Source organism: Caballeronia sordidicola (assembly GCF_000729995.1).
Taxonomy (GTDB): Bacteria; Pseudomonadota; Gammaproteobacteria; order Burkholderiales; family Burkholderiaceae; genus Caballeronia; species Caballeronia sordidicola_A.
Genome location: NZ_JNFG01000001.1, coordinates 132,843 through 153,416, shown reverse-complemented (window position 1 = coordinate 153,416; position 20,574 = coordinate 132,843). Strand labels below are relative to the sequence as shown.

Genomic DNA, 20,574 nt, shown 5'->3' with positions numbered 1-20,574 from the left:
TGACAGGATTCGGTGGGGATTTAGTCTGGCTGGCGCAATGCTGATAGCGGCTCTCGAATCGGTGGATGCAATTTCGACCCGCCGGACTAGCAAATCAGTAACATTTCACGCACAGCAGGTGTTTCACGGAAACAGAATAAACTAGCAATGTATCGCCGAACAGGCCAGAAAGTGGGCGATCGGCCATGCGACGATTACGCGACTGATTACGCGAACAACGCGAATACCCATGCGACTGACCGATTACACCGACTATTCGTTGCGCGTCATGCTCTATCTGGCCGTCCGGCCCGAGGGGCTGTCGACGATCCAGGAGATCTCCGGCGCCTATGGGATCTCCAAGAACCATCTCATGAAGGTGGTGCAGCGGCTGGGGGAGCTGGGCTGGGTGGAAACCGTACGCGGCCGTAACGGCGGCCTGAGGCTCAATCCTCGTACACTGTCGCTGAGCATCGGCGAGGTCGTGCGCAAGACGGAGAACGATTTTTCGATAGTCGGCTGTTTCGCCGATGAAAGCGAGGCTCACCGGCATTGCGTAATCCAGTCACATTGCCGTCTGCGGGGGGTGTTCGCCGCCGCGCGCGATGCGTTCCTCGCGGAACTCGATCAGCATACGGTCGGCGATCTGGCGTCGCCGGCCGATGAGCTCGCGGGCGTGCTCGGCATCGTGCGGTTCATGCCGGCAGCGGCGGGCATAGATCGTATCGCCGGACATAGCTGACTGAGCTGCTTACGTGACTGATGTGACTGACTGACCTTCCTGACGCGCGTTTATTCCGAGCGCAGCCCGTGCTGGTTCTTCGACCTGGATCAGTCCGCGGCCGTCGCGATCCGGTCACAATTCTCCAATGACGCGCACATTCGACGGACGCCAGCGTAAGTTGCGGCTCCCGACTCGACATTTTTTGCGCAGCATGACCGGTACCAACCGCCATTAACCGTTCGCCACCACCCAAGCGCGTCAATCGGCATTTCGCAGAAAAGTGCGGTTTTTGGGCAGTGGAACGCTTGAAAGTGCCGGATCACGCCTCATTTTGAACACATCCCGATTTGGAGGTCTCAATATGAGAATCGACAAGCTAACTACGAAGTTCCAGGAAGCACTGGCTGACGCGCAGAGTCTCGCCGTCGGCAATGAGAATCAATATATCGAACCGGTGCACCTGCTTTCCGCGCTGATCGCGCAGCAGGACGGTTCGGCGCGCTCGCTGCTGTCGCAGGCGGGCGTGCAGGTCCAGGCGCTGCAAACCGCGCTCAAGGACGCCATGACGCGCCTGCCGCAAGTCCGGGGCACGGACGGTAATGTGCAGGTCAGCCGCGATCTCGCCGGCTTGCTGAACAGCGCCGACAAAGAAGCCCAAAAGCTCAACGACACGTTTATCGCGAGCGAGATGTACCTGCTCGCCATCGCCGATGACAAGGGCGAAGCCGGCCGTATTGCCAAGCAGCACGGCCTCACGCGCAAGGCGCTTGAAGCGGCGATCAATTCGGTTCGCGGCGGCGGCCAGGTGAATAGCCAGGACGCCGAAAGCCAGCGCGGCGCGTTGAAGAAATACACCGTCGACCTGACCGAGCGCGCACGCGCCGGCAAGCTCGACCCGGTGATCGGCCGTGACGATGAAATTCGCCGTTCAATCCAGATCCTGCAACGCCGCACGAAGAACAATCCGGTGCTGATTGGCGAGCCGGGCGTGGGCAAGACGGCGATTGTGGAAGGTCTCGCGCAGCGGATCGTGAACGGCGAAGTGCCGGAATCGCTCAAGAGCAAGCGCGTGCTGTCGCTCGACATGGCCGCGTTGCTGGCCGGCGCCAAGTATCGTGGCGAATTCGAAGAGCGGCTCAAATCCGTGCTTAGCGACATTGCCAAGGACGAAGGCCAGACCATCGTTTTCATCGATGAAATCCATACCATGGTGGGGGCTGGTAAAGCCGAAGGCGCCATGGATGCGGGCAACATGCTGAAGCCGGCGCTCTCGCGCGGCGAGCTGCATTGCATCGGCGCAACGACGCTTGACGAATATCGCAAGTACATCGAAAAGGACGCGGCGCTCGAGCGCCGGTTCCAGAAGGTGCTGGTCGACGAACCGTCGGTGGAAGCAACCATCGCAATCCTGCGCGGCCTGAAGGAACGGTACGAGTTGCATCACGGCGTGGAAATCACCGATCCGGCAATCGTCGCGGCGGCGGAATTGTCGCATCGCTACATCACGGACCGTTTTCTCCCCGATAAAGCCATCGACCTGATCGACGAAGCTGCGTCCAGGGTCAAGATGGAAATCGATTCGAAGCCCGAAGAGATGGATCGGCTCGATCGCCGGTTGATCCAGTTGAAGATCGAGCGCGAAGCCGTCAAGAAAGAAAAGGACGAGGCATCGCAGAAGCGCCTGCAGTTGATCGAGGCTGAAATCGAGCGGCTGGGTCGGGAGTACTCCGATCTCGAGGAAATCTGGATGGCGGAGAAAGCCGCCGTGCAAGGCAGCGCGACGCTGAAGGAAGAGATCGAGAAAGTGCGGGCGGATATCGTGCGGTTGCAGCGCGAAGGCAAGTTGGAGAAGGTTGCCGAATTGCAGTACGGCAAGCTGCCCGGGCTTGAAGCGCAACTGAAGCAGGTGACGCAGTCCGAGACCGCGGAGCAGACCAATCCCACGCGACCGCGTCTGTTGCGCACGCAAGTGGGCGCCGAGGAAATCGCGGAAGTGGTGTCGCGTTCCACCGGCATTCCCGTGTCGCGGATGATGCAAGGCGAGCGCGAGAAGCTGTTGCAGATCGAAGGCAAGCTGCATGACCGCGTGGTGGGTCAGGATGAAGCGATCGGCGCGGTGGCCGATGCGATCCGCCGGTCACGCGCGGGGTTGTCGGACCCGAATCGTCCGTATGGTTCGTTCTTGTTCCTTGGGCCGACGGGTGTGGGCAAGACCGAGTTGTGCAAGGCGCTCGCCGCGTTCCTGTTCGATTCGCAGGATCACATGATCCGTATCGATATGAGCGAGTTCATGGAGAAGCACAGCGTCGCGAGGTTGATTGGTGCGCCGCCGGGTTATGTCGGTTATGAGGAAGGCGGTTACCTGACCGAACTGGTGCGTCGCAAGCCCTACAGCGTGATCCTGCTCGATGAAATCGAGAAGGCGCATCCGGACGTGTTCAACGTGCTGCTGCAAGTGCTCGACGATGGCCGCATGACCGATGGGCAAGGGCGCACCGTGGACTTCAAGAACACTGTCATTGTGATGACGTCGAATCTCGGGTCGCACGTGATTCAGGCGATGGTCGGCGAGCCGCACGAAGCGGTTAAGGAAGCGGTCTGGGAAGAGGTCAAGCTGCACTTCCGGCCGGAATTCCTGAATCGTATCGATGACGTCGTGGTGTTCCATTCGCTCGACCGCGAGAACATCCAGATGATCGCGAAGATCCAGTTGCAGCGCTTGCATGAGCGGCTCGCGAAGCTGGAGATGCAACTCGACGTGTCGGATGCCGCGCTGGAACACATCGGCAAGGTGGGTTACGACCCGGTGTTTGGCGCACGGCCGTTGAAACGCGCGATCCAGCAGCAGATCGAGAACCCGGTCGCGAAGCTGATCCTGGCCGGCAAGTTCGGACCGAAGGACGTGATCCCCGTGGATATGCGGGACGGCGAGCTGGTGTTCGATCGCGTCGTGCATTAAGGCGGGTGGGGAAGGTGCCCGGCGACGTAGGTCGGGCGTCGTTCGTCACAACAAAAAGGGGCAACGGAGTGATCCGTTGCCCCTTTTTGCTATTACAGAGGACTAAGTCGGGAACGCTTACGCCTTCGGTTCTTCGCTCTTGCCGAACAAGCCTGCCAGACCGCCAAGCCCACCGAGCGATCCCAGCAAACTGCCTACGTCCAGCTTGCCGTCCGCCGGCACCTGGCCGTCCGGCGTCGCGTGGTTCACGAGGTGCGGCAACACCGCAGCCAATATGCCGGACACCTGGTCGCCGGACAGGCCGGCTTTCTGCGCCAACTGGCCGACCGCGTCCGAACCGAGCACGTTGTTCACGGTGTCCGAGCTGATGGGCTTGTTTTCGCCGTTGCCGACCCACGACGACACGATGTCGCCCGCGCCGTTTTCATGGAAACGTTGAATCAAGCCGTTCAGGCCGCCTGGCTGGTTATTGACGAACTCCGTCGCAATGGCGATCAGTCCGGACTGCGAGGCGCCGCCCTCAGACGAATTGCCGAAGGAGGAGGCGAGGGTATCGAATAGGCTCATGGCTGTCTCACTTGAAACGATGCTGGTTAGATGCCGTCCGGCGTGATGCTGGTTTGCTTCTGCCGGACGGAAAACATGCCGTCCGTTAAGGAGCGGCCAAATTGTTTCGATGCTGCAAGGCGATCTGGGCTGCTTGAATTCGAGCTACGTGCCGATGGCCGATCCACACAGCCGTTCCACGCTCGGGATTCAGCGCCGAAGTGCGTCGCCGTCCTCAGGTTGCTGCCGCGTCGCTCGCGGCTTTCTTTTTCTTGGACTTCTTCGACGCCTTCGCGCCGCTCGCACCCGACGCCGCGTCGGCGGTCGTTGCTGCAGTCGGCGTGCTCGCGCTCGCTGCCGCGTCGGCCTTGGCTTTTTTACCCTTCTTGCCCTTGGTGGTGGACGCAGGGTCTGCCGTTGCTGCCGGCGTCACCGCGGGCGTCGTAGCCGTGGTCGCGGCGGGTGAGGTCGCGGCGGTCGCGGCCGTTGACGATTTCACCGTCGATTTGGCGGGCGCCGCTGCTCCTGCATTGGCGGCGGCCGGCGTCTTGCTCGCCTTCGTTCCGGTCGGCGGTGCGGATGAACCGCCAACTGTCAGCCCCGCCTGCTCCAGGTTCGTCACGGACTTTGTGCCGAGGCCTTTCACGCGGCTGGCGAGATCGTCGGCATCCTTGAACGGGCCGTTCTTCGTCCGTTCATCGATGATCGCCTTCGATTTCACCGGCCCAAGCCCCTTTACCGCCTCAAGCGACGTTTGGTCCGCCGTATTCACGTCGACGGCCGCGAACGCGGCGCCTATGGACAACGCAAGGGCCAGACATAGCATCAACAGCTTTTTAAGCATGACAAGTGCTCCAGGTTAAAAAATAAAAAGTGGAATCGATGCCGGCCTTACTGGATGCCTGGCCAGAAGTCCAACAAGCATAGGATAAAACGCGGGTCAGGATAATGGCAGCGCCCTCCGTCCGGTGCGGCTGGGATTATTTTTTACAACATCACCGGCTATTATTTTGCCGGTTGTACCCAATCCACTGTCTGGTTTCAATTCCGTTTAGCGATTATCACCAGACTCATGGCGGATGGGGGCGGGTGGGTTCAGATTTAACGTTTTCCGGATATAAGTTTGTCGAAATCGATGCTATGGCGATTTGATTCTTCCGGTTTGATCGTTCGGGTTTTGATCGTAATCAACCTTTTGTCTTGATTTTCGCAAACGCGCCGCGTACTTCGAACTTCACCGAATCGACCACCACGCCCTGGCGGTCGACCAGTTCCAGCGTGTGGTGCCCTGGCCACGGCAGCCACGCCATTCGTGCCATTTGAGCGGAAGGCCCGGCCGATTTGCCGTCCAGCCGCCACACGCTGCCCGCGGGCGCGCTTTGCGCGCTCTCGAACCAGACCCGCTGACGCGCGGCGGGAATGTCGGGATCGAGCGCGAAAATGGTGCCGTCGGTGGGCGAGGCAATTCGGGCTGTGCCGTTGCGTACAGCCGCGCCTTCTGCATTCGCCGACAACGCGATCCGCGACATTTGCGTGCCGCTCAGGAACCAGTCGTCGCGCGCCGGCTCGATATCGTTTTGATAAACGATACTCGCGCGCACCACGCCCGGCGGCGCGGCTGGCGCTCGGCTTGGCGTGCGCCGGTGCAGGTAGTTCACGAGCGCGGCCCATACGGGCGCGGCGCCCGTGACGCCGGAGACGTCCCACATGGGTGCGCCGTCCGCGTTTCCGACCCATACGCCGACCGTATAACGCGACGTGTAGCCGACTGCCCAGTTGTCGCGCATGTCCTTGCTTGTACCAGTCTTCACAGCGCTGAAAAAGCGCGTGGCGAGGACGCTGTCGAAGCCGAAGGTACGAGTGCGAGCATTGTTATCGGCGAGGATGTTCGTCACGATAAAGCTCGCTTGCGGGCTGAAAACTTGGGTGCCGGGAGGCGTCAGGGCGCGCGCCGGGACATCCGAAATTGGCCCTGTAACACCGCCGTTCGCAAGCGTCCGATACGCGTTCGAAAGCGTTGCCAGCGTCACGTCGGCGCTACCTAGCGCGAGGCTGAAGCCGTAGTAATCGCCGGCTTGCGTGAGCGGCAGACCGAGCGACACCAGAGTTTTCGCGAACCGGTGCGGCGTGACCATCACCAGCGTGCGCACGGCCGGCACATTCAGCGACGACCCCAGCGCCGTGCGCATGCTCACCCAGCCCTTGAAATCGTGATCGTAGTTTTGCGGGATATACAGGCCGCCGCCGGTGGCGAGATCGAGTGGGGCGTCATCGAGTAGAGAGGCAGGCGTGAGACGCTTTTCGTCGATGGCCTGAGCGTACAAGAACGGCTTGAGCGTCGAGCCGGCCTGGCGCAGCGCGACGACAGCATCGACTTCCGGTGCGTTCGACAACCCTCCGGCCGAGCCGACCCACGCGAGAATCTCGCCGCTGCGGTTATCGATGACGATCGCCGCGCCGTCGTGCACGTTGCGCTGATGCGCGCGCGAGTTGAGTTCGAGCAAGGTACGCGCGAGCGAGTCGCGGGCGAAGCGCTGCAGCGAGGCGTCGAGCGTGGACTGGACGCGTGCGCCCGCTGCCGGATGCACTTCGGCGGCCACACGGCGCGCGAAGTGCGGTGCGAGCGCGTCGTAATCCGAAGACCGCGGCGAAGCGGACGCGGTGCGCGTGAGTGTCAATTGCACGTAGCTGTCGAGGTTCGCGCAAGGGTCGGTTGCCGATAGCCGCGCCCGGTTCATGTCCCGCAAAATGCCGCAGGTCCGCGTCGATACCTTCGCGTAATTCGCGTTTGGCGCCCGCACCAGCGCGGCCGTGAGCGCGGCTTCGCGTTCATTCAACCCGGATGGAAATTTGCCGAACAGAGTTTGCGACAACGCCGACAAACCCACGATCTCACCGCGAAACGGCACGAGATTGAGATACGCCTCAAGAATCTGGTCCTTGCGCCAGGCGTGATCGAGCCATAACGCGCCGACCGTCTGCGTCGCTTTCTCGCTTATCGAGCGGCGACCCGGCCGGCGATCTTCATCGATCAGACCGGTCAGCTGCATGGTCACCGTCGACGCGCCGCGCGTACGCGTGTTCCACAGGTTCGCCCAGGCGGCGGCCGCTGCGCCGCGCCAATCCACGCCGCTGTGCTCGTAGAAGCGCTTGTCTTCCGACACCACAATGGCTTCGCGCAACGCCGGCGACACATCCTGTAACGCGACCCAATCGCCGCGCCGCTCGGTTGTATCGATACGCGTACGCTGCAGCGGTTCGCCATCGCGGGCGAGCAGCACCCAATCGGAACTGCGCCAGCCGGAGCGCACTTCGTCGAAGCTCGGCAGCGCATTAGCCGAGCTGGCAAACCCGGCGAAGGCGACGCAACCGATAAGGGCGAGGGCAGCGCGTTTCATGGAGCAGTTATTTAGCAGCAGCCAGTGGCGCGACGACCATCGTCGCGTTGGGAATCGCGCCGAATACGGAGGGTGCGTAGAGCGCTTCCACGCGCGTAGGCGGCAACCCGAACGTGCCGGCATTGTTCAGCCGGACCGTGTATTCCACTTGCAATTTCCCCTTCGGCAGATAGTCGTAATACGCGCGATACCCATCGAAACCACGCTCGACAAACGCCGGCCACGCGCCTTGCGGGCTCTTTTCGCCTTCGGTCGCCGCTTCGGAATCACGCCCGAGGCCCGAGCCGAGAATCGTTGCGCCGGCCGGAATCGGATCATTGACGACGACCCATGTCATATCGCTTTGTGCATCGATGTCGAGATGCACACGCACGATGTCACCCCGCGAGAGCGTGCCCTTGACCACAGGATCGACCGGCGTGATGGTTTTCGTGATCCGATACCCCGCCGCGAACGGCGCTTTCAACGCGACGGCCGCAAGGCTCTCGATAGTCGCCCATGGTTTGCCCGTGCCGTCTTGCGTCAGGTTCAACGTGCCGGATGCCCAAGGCAACGTTACGTTGCGAGGATTCGCGGGCGAGGCTGGCGCATTCCACGCTATCGCTTTTTCCACCGCACCCAGCGCAATGTGCGTTTGACCGCTGACCGGCGTGCTTTCAAACACGCGCGAGAAGCGCTGCACGGCGAGCTTGCCCCACAGGTTCGACGTCGTGGTTTGCCACGCGCCGTTCGTCTGCAACGCGAGCAAACCGCCGACCAGGCGCGGCATTTCATCCTTCCACGCGGGGTTATCGGCGAAGATCAATGCCGTGCGTGCCGCATTCGATTCCGGGCCGGTCATGAGCCAGTAGAGATCGTCATCGGCGGCGGTCGAGAAGGTCAGGCGCGTGCCCGAATACGTCAGACGTGCCCGCAGGATCTGCTCGACTTGCGCGCGCTGATCGTCGCGTTGTGGGATGCCATCGACACGCGAAAGGATCGAGTAGTAATCGAGCAGCGCGGACGTCGGCCACTGATTCGGCGCGATGGTGATCGAGCCGAGCATCCGCGGTGCAGCCAGCCCGTAGCGCGACAACGCTTCAATCGCCGAGAGCTTCACGAAGTCCAGGTCCTGCCGAGGCGACCAGAACTTCCGCTCGATCTTGCCTTCCACGAAGTTCGTCAGCGCACCCGCGAGTTTGTCGCGCAGGTCGTCGGGCAGCGCGAAGCGGGGATCGGCTTTCGATGCCTCATCGCTGACGGCAAGCAGATAGGCCGACAACGCCGGGCTCCCGTAGGGCCGCGAATCGTCCGAAGGCGGGAAGTAGTTGGCGAGCCCATCGCTGTCCAGATACGACGGCATGCGCGCGATCACCGTCTGCCATTGCGTGAGGTCATCGAGACCCAGCGCGCGCGACGTTTGCTGCTCGAGGCAGTTATACGGATAACGTTCGAACCAACGTCGTACACCCGGCAGGCCATCGGCGAGTTTCGGCTGCAACGTCACGGCAATGCCGCCGCGAATTTGACCATCTGCCGATGCCACCGCAGTCTCAGGCGGCGCCACGGGCAACGCGAACGTGCCATCGACCTGCGTGATCGTTGCTTGCTGCACGGTCACGGGAATCGCGGCCACCACGCGTTGCGTGAGTTTGACGGCATCGGTGGCTTTCGGACCGCCTTGTTCCGTTGCGCTCACTTCCCAGTTCAACGCGCCCGTTGCCGCCATGCCGATAGCATCCGGCGTCTTCACGTCCCACATGATTTCCTGCGATGAATCCGGCTTCAGCGTCACGTTCTGCGCGGGAAGATCGAGCGAAGGAACATGTGGCGTGACGACAACCTGCATCGTCCGTGCGGTCGTATTGCGCAGCGTAAACAAGGCGCGGAACTGGTCGCCTACACGCACGAGCGGCGGCAGACCGGAGATCAATTGCAGATCCTGTGTGCTGCGTATCGATGCACTTCCGGTACCGAATTGACCTGCGCCCACAGCGCCGATCGCGACAATACGGAAGCTCGTGAGCGCGTCGTTGAGTGGTACATCGACTGAGGCCTCGCCGTTTGAATCGAGCGTCACGCGCGGGTTCCAGAGCAGGAGCGTATCGAACAGTTCGCGTGTCGCGCTATGTCCGCCGCCACCGCCCGCGGGCACGGCTTTACGCCCGAAGTGACGGCGTCCGATGATCTCCATTTGCGCCGTCGATGTCTCCACGCCATATGCGCGCCGTTGCAACATGGCGTCGAGAACGTTCCAGCTTTGATTTGGCATCAGTTCGAGCAGGGCTTCATCGACGGCGGCGAGCGCGATCTGCGTGCCGGCCGGTGCGGGCTTGCCGTCCGGTAGCGTCACGCGGACTTTCACATGCGCCTTCGAACGCACGGCATACGACTTTGCATCCGTCGTGACGGTGACGCCGAGCTTGTGCGATGCCGTCGCCACCTTGATCTCGCCGAGCCCGTAACGGAACGCGGGCTTCGACAAATCGACCAGTGGCGTAGGCGCTTCATACTGCCGCCCTTCATACCAGAACGCGTGCACCCAATCGAGCGGCGCTTTCCACCCCCATGTGAAGAACGAATACCACGGCACTTCGTGAATCCGTCCGCGGATCGCGAGCACGGAGACATACACGTTCGGCCCCCACGTGTTCTGCACTTTCAATTCGACGGTCGGGTTCTTGCCATCGAGTTGCACGACCTTCGTTTCGACGATCCCCTCGCGCTCCACGGCCACCAGCGCGGTCGCGAAGCGGAACGGCATGCGCACCTGGAAGCGGGCGGTTTCGCCGGGTTCGTAGCTTGTTTTTTCAGGCAGCACATCAATTCGGTCAGTATTTTCGCCGCCGAACCAGAGTTGATCTTCGCGCGTGACCCAGACCGAGGTGGTCGCGTTCGCCACGCGGCCATCGCCGTCTTTGGCAGTAACGATCAGGTCGACGTTGCCGGGTTCCTTCAGTTTTGCCTCACAGGAAAGCAGGCCGTGGTCGTCGCTCTTGCCACTGCAGAGCGTGCCGAGGTCCTTGGTTTCCGTATGGTTGTCGTACGCGTAGAAACCGCCGACCATGCGCTTGCGCGAGCTCGTCATGGTCCGTGCAACGCCGCGAATTTCGAGCGCAACCCCTGCTCGCGGCTTGCCTTGCAAGTCAACGGCAAGCGCCTGCACCGGCACCGCATTCCCGACGGATACCCAGTCACCCGCCTTGATGCCGGCGGCAACCGCCGCGGGCCAGAGCGTCGCACTGCCGCGTAGCGTCTGGATCTCGCCGTTCGGGTCCGCGAAGGTCGCTTCCAGCGCAAGCTGCTTCGGCGCTTCCACGATCGGCAGCGATTTCAGCGTGAGGGTTCCGGTGCCGTTGCGGTCGAGTGTCAGCGCGGTTTTATCGGCGATAAGCTTGGCCGTCGACGTATCTTCCTGCGCGTTGCTGTTGTCGTCGTCGCCTTCGGTTGCGGGCGCACTGGCGCCATCATCGGTGGGCTTCTTGTACGGCGCGAAGCTAAACGATTCGAACTGCGAAGCAAATGACGGCGATGTGTCCTTCATCAGCGCCGACACTTGCACAGGCAGGTTCGATGCCGGTCCGCCTGATACATATTCAATCTGCACCGCAAGCGGCGCCGTGGTCGCGGCCACCAGCGCGCCGGTCTTCTGATCGCGAATGCCGATCGATCCCTTGAACACCGGCAGGCGGAATTCCTCCACGCGGAAATTGCCCGTCTCGATGCTCATGTGCCTCGTCGAACCCTGGTCGTCGTTGCTGTTATCGCTGTCGTCGTCCGAGTTCGTCGAGCCGTCATCCAGCGTCACGCTGTATTCGCCGAGCTTCGCGGCGGCGGGGATCGGGAAGGTGGAATCCGCGCTCCGGTCGGCCGCCCATTTGAGCGGCAGATGATAGGTCTGGCCGCTGCCCTCATGACGGATCGTCACGCGCGACGGCAAATGAGAGGGAAAGGCAAAACCGCTCAGCGTTTCTTCGCGCATCAAATGTTTCATCGATACCGTTTCGCCTGCGCGCAGCAGCGTCCGGTCAAATACGGTTGTCGCGCGCGTGGTTTGATCGCGGCTCATATCGGTAGGCACATTGAAGCGCCACGATTCAATTCCGCGATTCCAGTCGGAACGTACGAACGCCATGTCCGGACCAGTCTTCGGATCATCGACGCGCGCCGAGACGAAAAAGCCGGAATCGTCGATGCTCTTTTCATCGCAAGCACGCGCCGATGCCAGCGGTTTGCTGATCGTCGCGATGCCCTGCGCATCCGTTTTCGCGGTGGCGACCTGATCGCCGTTGCAATCGGCGACGCGCACTTGTGCGTTCGGCACAGGTTTGCCGCTATCGAGCGCGGTCACCCAGACGATGCTGTTTTCGCGGCCTTGTTTGAAGTGGACACCAAGGTTGGTGACGAGCACCGAGGTACGCACATACATGGCTTGCGGTTTGCCGAGCAACGATGCGCCGAGCGCCGGCGATGCCAGTTCGACTACATAGAAACCGGGTTTCGGGAGCGGAATGCCGACCACTTCAAAAGGCCGCAGCGACTTGGGATCGGCCTGCGGCACGCTCAGGCTTTCAACGCCGGGTTGTTTCGCCAGCAACGACAGCGAGCGGATATCGATTTGCGGATCTTTCGCCGTGCTGCCCTGGGCGTAGACGGGCTTGATGCCGTTGCTCAGCGCCTGCGGCATATCCTCTTTAATCTGCGAGACGGCCATTGAAAAGCCATCGAAACGATCGACGGTTTTCATCCATTTACGGATGTCCGTGTCGGCATCCACGCGCAGTTTCGTCACACTCGATGACCCCGCGTTGAGCCCGTTCACCTTTAGGTCGGCTTCCACGTGGCGCAGCGTGACGGGCAACATGGCAGGCATGTTGGGCTCGGCGAAACGCTCGATGATCCCGAAGGTCGACGATGAAAACTTGGCGAGCGGCGGCATGGGCGCCGTCGATGTCTTCAGCGGGAAGAGGTCCGCATTCGAGAGCGTGCGGCCGCTGGAATCCTTGAGTCCGTTCGGCAGTTCTATCGATAAATCCGCGTGTTCGGGTAACGGCGCTGCGAACTGGACGCTGGTGATGTCGTTGTCCTTTTCATCGGGATCGAACTGGGGCGAGGTCTTGCCGCCCGGGCCGTGCAGGGTGATTTTCTCGGCGTCGGAACGCGGCACGGGCGAGCTGAAGCGGATACGCAGCGGGCGCAAAGGCGTGCAGGGCGCCTTCGCGTTTTCACGTTCGCAGGAGAAACTCGCAGTAAAGGGTTCGCGGACATCGAAGTCGAAGCGTTTCTCCACGTCGTTCGCGAGGCCGCTCGGGCCGGCTACGCCCGCGCCGTACACGAGTTGCATCTTCGTGGCGGACGGCAGGGTTTGCTGGCAGGCAAGCGTGAGCACGCGTGCGCTGTCTTTTTCGAGGCGGAAATGTTTGAGAAGGGCGGCGCGTGAATTGGAATCGACGGTTTTGACGGGGATCCGGTTCCCCAATCCATTCGATTCGCACCAGATGTCCTGTAACGCGGACGCTTCCGTAGCGGGGCCGTTCAGGCGCAGCACGAAGATCTGGTTTTCTTCTATTTCGCCGCCGCCGGGCATGACCTGTGTGACAAACGGGCCGCCGGTTTCGAAGCGGAACTGGCGTGGACCGGTAAGCGCGTTGCCCGCGGTGGACTTGAGCCCGTCTTCCAGCGCGACCGAGCAGCGCATGCCGGGCGTGAGGTCTTGGGCGAAATCGAAGGCCCAGGTTTTATCGTCGATCCAATGCGCAGAACCTGCCGATGTCCCCCCGCTGCAATGGACCTGAGCCGGGGCCTTGGCTGCGGGGTCTCCGAACGCGATCATCGCTTCGTCGAACTTGACGACCACCTGGCGTACCTGCGTGACCTTGCCCTGTGGCGATACGCTTATTGTGCGGGCGGCGTCGGCGCGATGCGTGGCGCCCAGGAAGCCGACGACGAACACGGAAAGGGCGGCAAGCACCGCCAGTGGCCAGCGTTGTTTTTTTATGTCGCGGATCATCGCACTCGTTCCAGGGTGGTCAAAACGCAGGCGATTCTACCGGAGTGTTACGTCATCCTTGCCAATTGTTTTCAATTTATGACAAGACGTGTGAATTGATTGCATTCAGTGCGCGGTTGTTGCGATTGAAGCTAAACCGATTCCGCCCCCGCGCGAACGCGATCGTCCGGGATATGCCGCGTGCTGATCCGTCGCCAGTAGAGGAACAGTCCTACACCCGCTACGCCCAGACTCACCGAGTTTGCCACCCAGAACCCGCGTGCGCCTTGCAGCCAGGCCGGCGCGTAACCGCCGACGTCGAATCCGAGCAAGTAGCCGCCGCCCAGCCCGATGCCCCACAACGCGACCGCGTAGATCACCGTGGGCACCACCGCCACCTTGTAGGCGCGCAGCACGAAAGCCGTGGTGATCTGGAGGGCATCGAAGAAGTGATAAAACACGACGATTGCCAGCAACGGCATGGCCGCCGCGATCACCTGACTGTCAGGCGTGTAGGCCTCGAGCAAGTACGGCCTGAGCGCAAACAGCGCCGCGCCGTACACGCACGCGATACCGCACGACAACGCAATGCCGTGACGGGCGAGCGACCGGGCGGCATCGAAACGTTGAGCGCCGAGGGCTTGCGAGACGAGGGTCGCGGACGCCACGCCAATGGACAACGGCGTCATGTAGAGCACCGCGCCAATGTTGCCGGTGATCTGATGGCCGGCCAGCGTGGTCGTGCCGAAGTGCGAGATGAACAACGCCATGAACGTGTATGACGTCACTTCGATCAGGTAGGACAACCCCATCGGAATGCCGAGTTTAAGCAGTGCCTTCTGACGATGCCAGACCGGCCAGCAAAATCGTGAAAACACGCCGAACGGCCGGAAGAACTCGACGCGCACAAGCACAGTTATTCCCACGATGGCGATCAGCCAGTTGATCATCGTGCTCGCGATGGCGCAGCCCGGACCACCGAGCGCCGGCACGCCGAAACCGCCGAAGATGAACCACAGGTTGAGCGGAACTTTCAGCATCAGCGCGCCGACTTGCAGAAACATCACCAGGCGCGGTTTGCCGACGGCGTTCGTGAGCGAGCTATAGACGCGAAATGCGAGACTCGCGGGCAGCCCAAGCGACAGGATGCGCAAATAGGCGAGGGTGCGTTCGTGCAGGGCCGGGGGAGCATCGGCGATGCTCAGCAGAGGCTGGGGAAAATACAGGCAGACGAAGCCGATCACCGACAACACCGCCGCCAGCCATAACGCCTGCCGGACTTCCTCGCCAATCTCGGCTTCGCGGAGCGCACCGAACAATTGTCCTGCAATGGGCTGCAACGCCGTCAAAATGCCCGTCAAACCAATATAGACAGAGATGTAGATCGACGAACCGAGGCCAAGCGCCGCGAGATCCGTGGCGGAATATCGGCCGACCATGGCCGTATCGATCACGCCGAACGCGATGATTGCCAACTGGCCGATCAGCACCGGCCACGCGAGAGCCACGATCTTGCGGACATCCGGCCACATGGTCAGTCGCTTCCGCGATGCAGCGACTTCGGTCGCGGTCGCTTGACCGGCGGCACCGGCCGCTCGATGCGCACATACAGCCGGAACCGCTCGTCGCGGTCGGCCACGCGCCGGCCTTCCCACACGAGCTTCCACTCGAACTGCGAGATCGACGACGGTTCGCCGTAATCCTGCGTGTCCTGGCGCAGGATCACGTCGCAGTCTTCATCGAAGGCGAAATGCATGCCGCCGAAATACGCGAAGGTCGCAATCTGCGCATCGCCCAAACGCACCGGAGAAATGCAGGTGTAGTCGGGCGGCAGATGATCGGCGATCTGTTCAGCCACGTCGCGATACGTCCGGCTGTAGTTCACCACCGGCAGCCACAGCGTCATCAGCAGCACCCACATCAGCGTGGTGCCTGCGCTCGACAGCACGACGCTGCGCCACAACACCTTCGGATGGCGCGCGAGACGCCAGCGCGCGAGCGAGAACCAGCACACCGTCACGGCGACCGCGCACACGAACGACAGGATCTTGAATTCGGGCTGGAAACCAGGCGCGAGACGCGCGAGATTGCGCGCGAGCGGCGCAGGGAAGCCAAACAGGCCCGCGGTCCAGACAAGCCATACGAAGGTCGCAAGCAGTGTGAAACTCAACATCGCGAACCAGTCGATGGCGTTGATCGCCCCGCGCTTGAGCGTGGGCAGCGCGAACGTGGCCAGCACGGACAACGGCGGCAGCAACAGCATGAACAGTCGGTTCGACTGGTGGCTCTGCAGGATCACCAGCACCAGCAGCGGCCCGATCACCGATAACGGCACGGCCACATGCGGCGAGCGCCGCAGCCCGCTCCAGCTCACAAACGTCCAGATGGCGAGCGGCCACGCTGGCCACGTGAAGAGCGGCAGATTCTTGAGGGAGTAGGAAAGCGCCTGGATCGGCGAACCGGAAAACGAATCGAAGCTGTTACGCCACCATTGACGCAGCCACCATTCGCCGTCGTCCGGGTAGAAGTGCAGTACCGGCCACACCCATGCGCCGATCAGGATCACGGCCACGGGCACGCCGAGCACGAGCAGATAAAACGGCCGCACTTCGCGCACGATCACAGTCATTGCCAACGTACAGATCAGCAGCGCGAGCACCAGCACCGGACTACTCGACAAACCCACGAAGCCGATTGCCGCGCCCCAGATCAGCGCGCCCTGGATCGGCTTGTCGCAACTACGCACGAGTCCGTAGACCAGCATGGCGGTGCCGGCAAACTGAGCGAGCTGAGGCGTGGTTTCGTGGCCGCGTTCGGCCAGGCCGAAGCACGCGAGCAGGATCAGCAGCGCGCCGTCGGCGAGCGTGCGGCCGTAGTCGCGCGGCTCAGGCTCGCCGCCAAAGGCGTATTTGAACGGTTGTGCCTCGTCGCGCCGGCCGAGCAGATACGCCGTGTACCAGACGAACGCGCAGGCGAGACAGAACAACAATCCGGTTACCACGCGCGATGCATTGCTTGCATCGACCCACGGGCTTAGCAGGCGGATAAAACCCGCGCCGAACCAGTACATGAACGGGCCGTCACCGGTAAGCGCCTTGCCTAGCAGGTTCGGCAGCAGCCAGTCTTTCATGCTGCCGTTGGCCATCGTCCACATCACGCCGAAGCCCGCTGCGTCCTCGTTTTTCCACGGGTCGCGACCGAACAGTCCAAACGACGCGTAGACGATACAAATAGCGAGCAGCAGCCAGCGCGGCAGGGCGTTGGTGGCGGAGGCGGTCAGGCGGACGACATTTCGCATGCGTTTTGGGGCGACGGAACAAAACTGATGGAGCGCTGATAGAGCAAGGCGGCGGCGCTTGGGTCGTGCTTAAGTCATACAAGGCACGCGAATCTCGTGACTTAACGGGTCACGCGCGGCTCGTGCGATTTTTACCGAATCCGGCATTGTAGACGGGCGGCGTTGCGCGCGTCATTGCGGTGATTGTGAGCGTCTGGGTTCGGCGGGGTGAGTTCGCCCGTTTAGCTCCAAATTGCCCCGAAACTGGGTGCATAGACGAAAAAAAGGCAGCTTTCGCTGCCTTTCTTCAAATCCAGCCTTGGCGGCTTTCCCGACTAATTACTTCTTTGCCGAAAATGCTGCAAACTTCTTGTTGAACTTCTCGACGCGGCCGGCCGTGTCCATAATCTTCTGGTTACCGGTGTAGAACGGATGCGATTCCGACGACACTTCGATCTTGGCCAGCGGGTACGTCTTGCCTTCGAACTCGCCTGTTTCGCGCGTGTTGATGGTCGAACGTGTGATGAACTTGAAGTCATTCGACATGTCGACGAACAGCACTTCGCGGTAATTCGGGTGAATGCCTTCTTTCATGGTCTTTCCTTGGTATCTGTTGGTAGCCAGCCCACCCGGGTTGCGGGTTTTGCGCGTGTTTGCAAGCTATCCTGCAAACCGATCCTGCGAGCGCGAGCCACTTGCCTGAGGTCGAAAAACGGCGATTATGCCAGAAAATCAGCCGTTTGGCATGTTTTCAGGGCTTCTGGACCGACGCGCCGCGTTCATTCCTGCTTCAGCGCGCCCACGCCCGCCGGGTCCTGCCGGTAATATCGCGCGAGCAAGCGATACAACTCCGGATATTCCCGCTCGAACGCCACGGGCTGGACGAACAAAGCCTCGCTGCAGACCGCGAAAAACTCCGACGGATGGTCTGCGGCGTAAGGATCGATCAGCGATTCGCGTTCAAACCGGCCCCAGCGGCGCGCCGGAACGGCATCGACCTGGGCGCAGAAATGGTCATAGGCATGATCGAAGACATCGTTCCAGGCATTGGAATCGAGCGGCGCGTGCCAGCGTCGAAAAAGCGGCGGATGGCCGTCCGCCTCGCCATTGAGCATGTCGATCTTGTGCGCGAATTCGTGGATCACCACGTTGTAGGCATCTTCGCCATCGGTCATCTGGGCATCTTCCCACGACAGCACGACCGGCCCGCCTTCCCATGCCTCGCCACTTGCATCGTGCTCGATCTCGTGCACCACGCCGGCCTCGTCCTCGACCGTCTTGCGGATCACGAACTCGCCCGGATACACGATCACGCCGACCCAGCCGCGGTACAACTCCAGGCTCAGATTCAGCACGGGCAGGCAGGCTTGCGCCGCGATGGCGACGATCATCGCGTCGGTGAGCGCCAGATCGTGGGCGGTCGAAAACTCCTTTTCGGCGATGAAAAGCGTCGTGCATTCGCGCAGGCGGATGCGGTCGACGTCATCGAGATGGCCGAAATATGGCAGGCGGTCGAGTGTGTCTTGCCAGAGCGTGTCGTCGATCGCGTGTTTGCGCAGCGCTTTTTCACGTCGATTCCCGCTGATCAGTCGGGTCAGGAAATTGGCCATGAGGTCTGTAGTGTTCTCTCCGTGTTTTTCGCAAACTCAATCGATTTGTTTTTGCCAGAGGGCGAACACGCCGCCGCAAATTGCCACGGCCATCATGAAATAGAAACCGTCGAGCGAGGCCAGGAAACTTGCCTGCTGCGCGACCGTGCGGGCGATGGTTGCAATAGCGAGCGCGTGGGCATCGACGGCTGAATGACCCGCTGCCGCGAAGCCATTCGTCAGCGCACTCGCGGCGTTCTGAAATTCCGGATTGTACGGATTCACGGCTTCGGCGAGGCGCGACTGATGCAGCGCTTCCCGATGCTGTTCGACAATAATCACTGCCGCCGTCGCAAACGAAAGCGTCAACTGCCGCACGATATTCTTCAGCCGGTACCCATGCGTAAACTCCTCGATCTCGAAAATTTTGAACGTCAGGTTCGCGACCGGCAACACAATGAACAGCAGCAACAAGCCACGCAGCAGCATGGGCAGAATCAGGTCGCTTTGGGCCACGTCCGGCGACATTCGCGTCATCAGCCAGCCGACCAGCGCCGCAATCGCGAAACCCGGCACGATGATCCATTTCTTGCGCTTCACGTACTTCGAATATCTGAAGTATAGGAACAGCGCAGAACCCGATATCAGCGACGTAATGCCGACTAGCCGGCCCGTGTTCTCGACCGGATAACCGAGTCCCTGTTCGAGGAATCGCGAGATCAGGTAGCTGAACCCCGTCGACTCGAAGTAATAGAACATGTACAGCAGGAGACCGATCCGAAACGAGCGTTCGCGTAGCGCGTGAAGGCGCACGAGCGGTGCAGGGTGATGCCATTGATGCCACGCAAACCAGGCGAGGGCGCCAATACCCGCCATCGTCAGCAGCACGAGCGCGGGCGACGTGCTGAAGTGCACGAAGCGCACTTGCTGCATCACGATTTGCAGCGCGCCCTGTGCAAATGCAAACAATAGATACGGCCAGAAGCTCGTCGCGCCACGTTCTTCCCGCACCACGTTGCCTGAATCAGGTAATGCGAGCATGGCCAGGACGGCGAATGCGAGCCCAGCGGGCGCGGTGCAGGCGAACAACGCGCGCCAATCGAAGTGCGACACCAGCCAGCCGCCAAGCAAGGGCGCAACCGCGCTGCTGCCCACAATCAGGATCAGGAACGCCCGCGTTGCGCCGGCGCGTTTTTGCGGCGTAAAGCTCACCTGGATCAGGATGCGACAGGCGCCCATCATCGGACCGATGAAGTAGCCTTGCAAACCGCGCGTGAACATCAGTTGCAGCGAGGTTTCGGTGAGCGCCGACAGCATTGCGCCGCACGCGTACAGCAGCATGCAGCCGGCCACATAACGCCGGTGCCCGAGACGATCCACCCACCATTGCTGCTGCAGGATCCCGAGCACGGCGGCGACCGCGTACGCGCTCGACGACCACACGAGTTCATCCGGCGATGCATTGATGCCGCCCGCAATGTAGCTGGCGAAAAACGAGAAGATGGCGTTGTCGAAGTAATCCAGCCCGGTCACGAGCGCGAGCACCCACGGGAAAAAGTCGCCGCGCAACCGCTCGACGGTGAACACCGGCGCCCGCGCACTCATTACTTCTTGCTCCCGGCCTTCGCGCTCGCCTTCGATCTTTGTGCGAGCAACGCGTCGGCAGGCTGGCCGGCGAGCCGCGCTTCCACGTAATCCAGGTCGAGACGCAGTTCGGCGCGCACCGCTTGCGCTTCTTTCAACTCGCGGCGCACGGACTCAATGCGGGTATCGATTGCATCGAGTTGCTGCTGCAGACCTTGGCGAATGTCCGCCAGCGAATCCGGCGAATAGCGGTTCTGGCCAGCTTCCGTTTTTTCGAGCGGCCGCTTGAGCATTTCCACGATGCCGTGCAGCGAAAATCCCAGCGATCGCAGCCTCAGGATTCGCCCGAAGCGTTCCAGATCGTTTTCGTCATATAGCCGATAACGCCCTTCGCTGCGGCTGGGCGTAACGAGACCGCGTTCTTCGTAGTATTTCAGCGTGCGCGGGGTGACGCCGAGGCGCTCGGCGGCGTCGCGTACGGTGAGCAGTTCGCTGGACATGGCGCTGGCCGATGGTTTTATCGGCGGATGATGATGTCCCGGAATTATAG

General features: G+C 61.6%; 12 protein-coding genes. 2 read left to right on the top strand and 10 right to left on the bottom strand.

The window, feature by feature from the left end; all coding sequences use genetic code 11:
- The first annotated feature begins 229 nt into the window (after positions 1 to 229).
- Positions 230 to 721 (top strand): Rrf2 family transcriptional regulator, encoded by a 492-nt coding sequence (locus FH08_RS0100645; protein WP_031356456.1) that lies wholly within the window; start codon positions 230 to 232, stop codon positions 719 to 721.
- 343 nt (positions 722 to 1,064) lie between these two features.
- Positions 1,065 to 3,662, top strand: coding sequence for an ATP-dependent chaperone ClpB (clpB, locus tag FH08_RS0100640; protein WP_031356455.1), 2,598 nt, complete (start codon positions 1,065 to 1,067; stop codon positions 3,660 to 3,662).
- A 117-nt stretch (positions 3,663 to 3,779) separates the two neighbouring features.
- On the opposite strand, the gene FH08_RS0100635 is transcribed toward clpB, so the two are convergent.
- The 10 genes from FH08_RS0100635 to FH08_RS0100590 all read right to left on the bottom strand — a co-directional run bounded on the left by FH08_RS0100635 (position 3,780) and on the right by FH08_RS0100590 (position 20,524).
- Positions 3,780 to 4,229, bottom strand: coding sequence for a YidB family protein (locus FH08_RS0100635; RefSeq protein WP_031356454.1), 450 nt, complete (start codon positions 4,227 to 4,229; stop codon positions 3,780 to 3,782).
- Positions 4,230 to 4,443: 214 nt separating this feature from the next.
- Complete coding sequence (locus FH08_RS0100630) at positions 4,444 to 5,052, bottom strand: ComEA family DNA-binding protein (protein ID WP_031356453.1); 609 nt, start codon at positions 5,050 to 5,052, stop codon at positions 4,444 to 4,446.
- A 343-nt stretch (positions 5,053 to 5,395) separates the two neighbouring features.
- Positions 5,396 to 7,606 (bottom strand): penicillin-binding protein 1C, encoded by a 2,211-nt coding sequence (gene pbpC, locus FH08_RS0100625; protein ID WP_031356452.1) that lies wholly within the window; start codon positions 7,604 to 7,606, stop codon positions 5,396 to 5,398.
- 7 nt (positions 7,607 to 7,613) lie between these two features.
- Positions 7,614 to 13,595 carry an Ig-like domain-containing alpha-2-macroglobulin family protein gene (locus tag FH08_RS0100620; RefSeq protein WP_031356451.1) on the bottom strand — a complete coding sequence of 1,994 codons (5,982 nt, stop codon included), beginning with the start codon at positions 13,593 to 13,595 and terminating at the stop codon, positions 7,614 to 7,616.
- Between the two features lie 131 nt (positions 13,596 to 13,726).
- A complete protein-coding gene (locus FH08_RS0100615; protein WP_031356450.1) occupies positions 13,727 to 15,106 on the bottom strand; it encodes an MATE family efflux transporter in 1,380 nt (459 codons plus the stop codon).
- A 2-nt stretch (positions 15,107 to 15,108) separates the two neighbouring features.
- Positions 15,109 to 16,872 carry an ArnT family glycosyltransferase gene (locus FH08_RS0100610; RefSeq protein WP_031356449.1) on the bottom strand — a complete coding sequence of 588 codons (1,764 nt, stop codon included), beginning with the start codon at positions 16,870 to 16,872 and terminating at the stop codon, positions 15,109 to 15,111.
- 318 nt (positions 16,873 to 17,190) lie between these two features.
- Entirely contained in the window at positions 17,191 to 17,445 is a 255-nt protein-coding gene (locus FH08_RS0100605) for a type B 50S ribosomal protein L31 (RefSeq protein WP_031356448.1), read from the bottom strand.
- Positions 17,446 to 17,630: 185 nt separating this feature from the next.
- Positions 17,631 to 18,461, bottom strand: coding sequence for a zinc-dependent peptidase (locus FH08_RS0100600; RefSeq protein ID WP_031356447.1), 831 nt, complete (start codon positions 18,459 to 18,461; stop codon positions 17,631 to 17,633).
- 36 nt (positions 18,462 to 18,497) lie between these two features.
- Positions 18,498 to 20,045 carry an MFS transporter gene (locus FH08_RS0100595; RefSeq protein ID WP_031356446.1) on the bottom strand — a complete coding sequence of 516 codons (1,548 nt, stop codon included), beginning with the start codon at positions 20,043 to 20,045 and terminating at the stop codon, positions 18,498 to 18,500.
- Positions 20,045 to 20,524: a MerR family transcriptional regulator gene (locus FH08_RS0100590; protein ID WP_031356445.1), complete on the bottom strand. Its 480-nt coding sequence runs from the start codon at positions 20,522 to 20,524 to the stop codon at positions 20,045 to 20,047. Before FH08_RS0100590 ends, FH08_RS0100595 begins: the two co-directional genes overlap by 1 nt.
- Between the last annotated feature and the right edge of the window lie 50 nt (positions 20,525 to 20,574).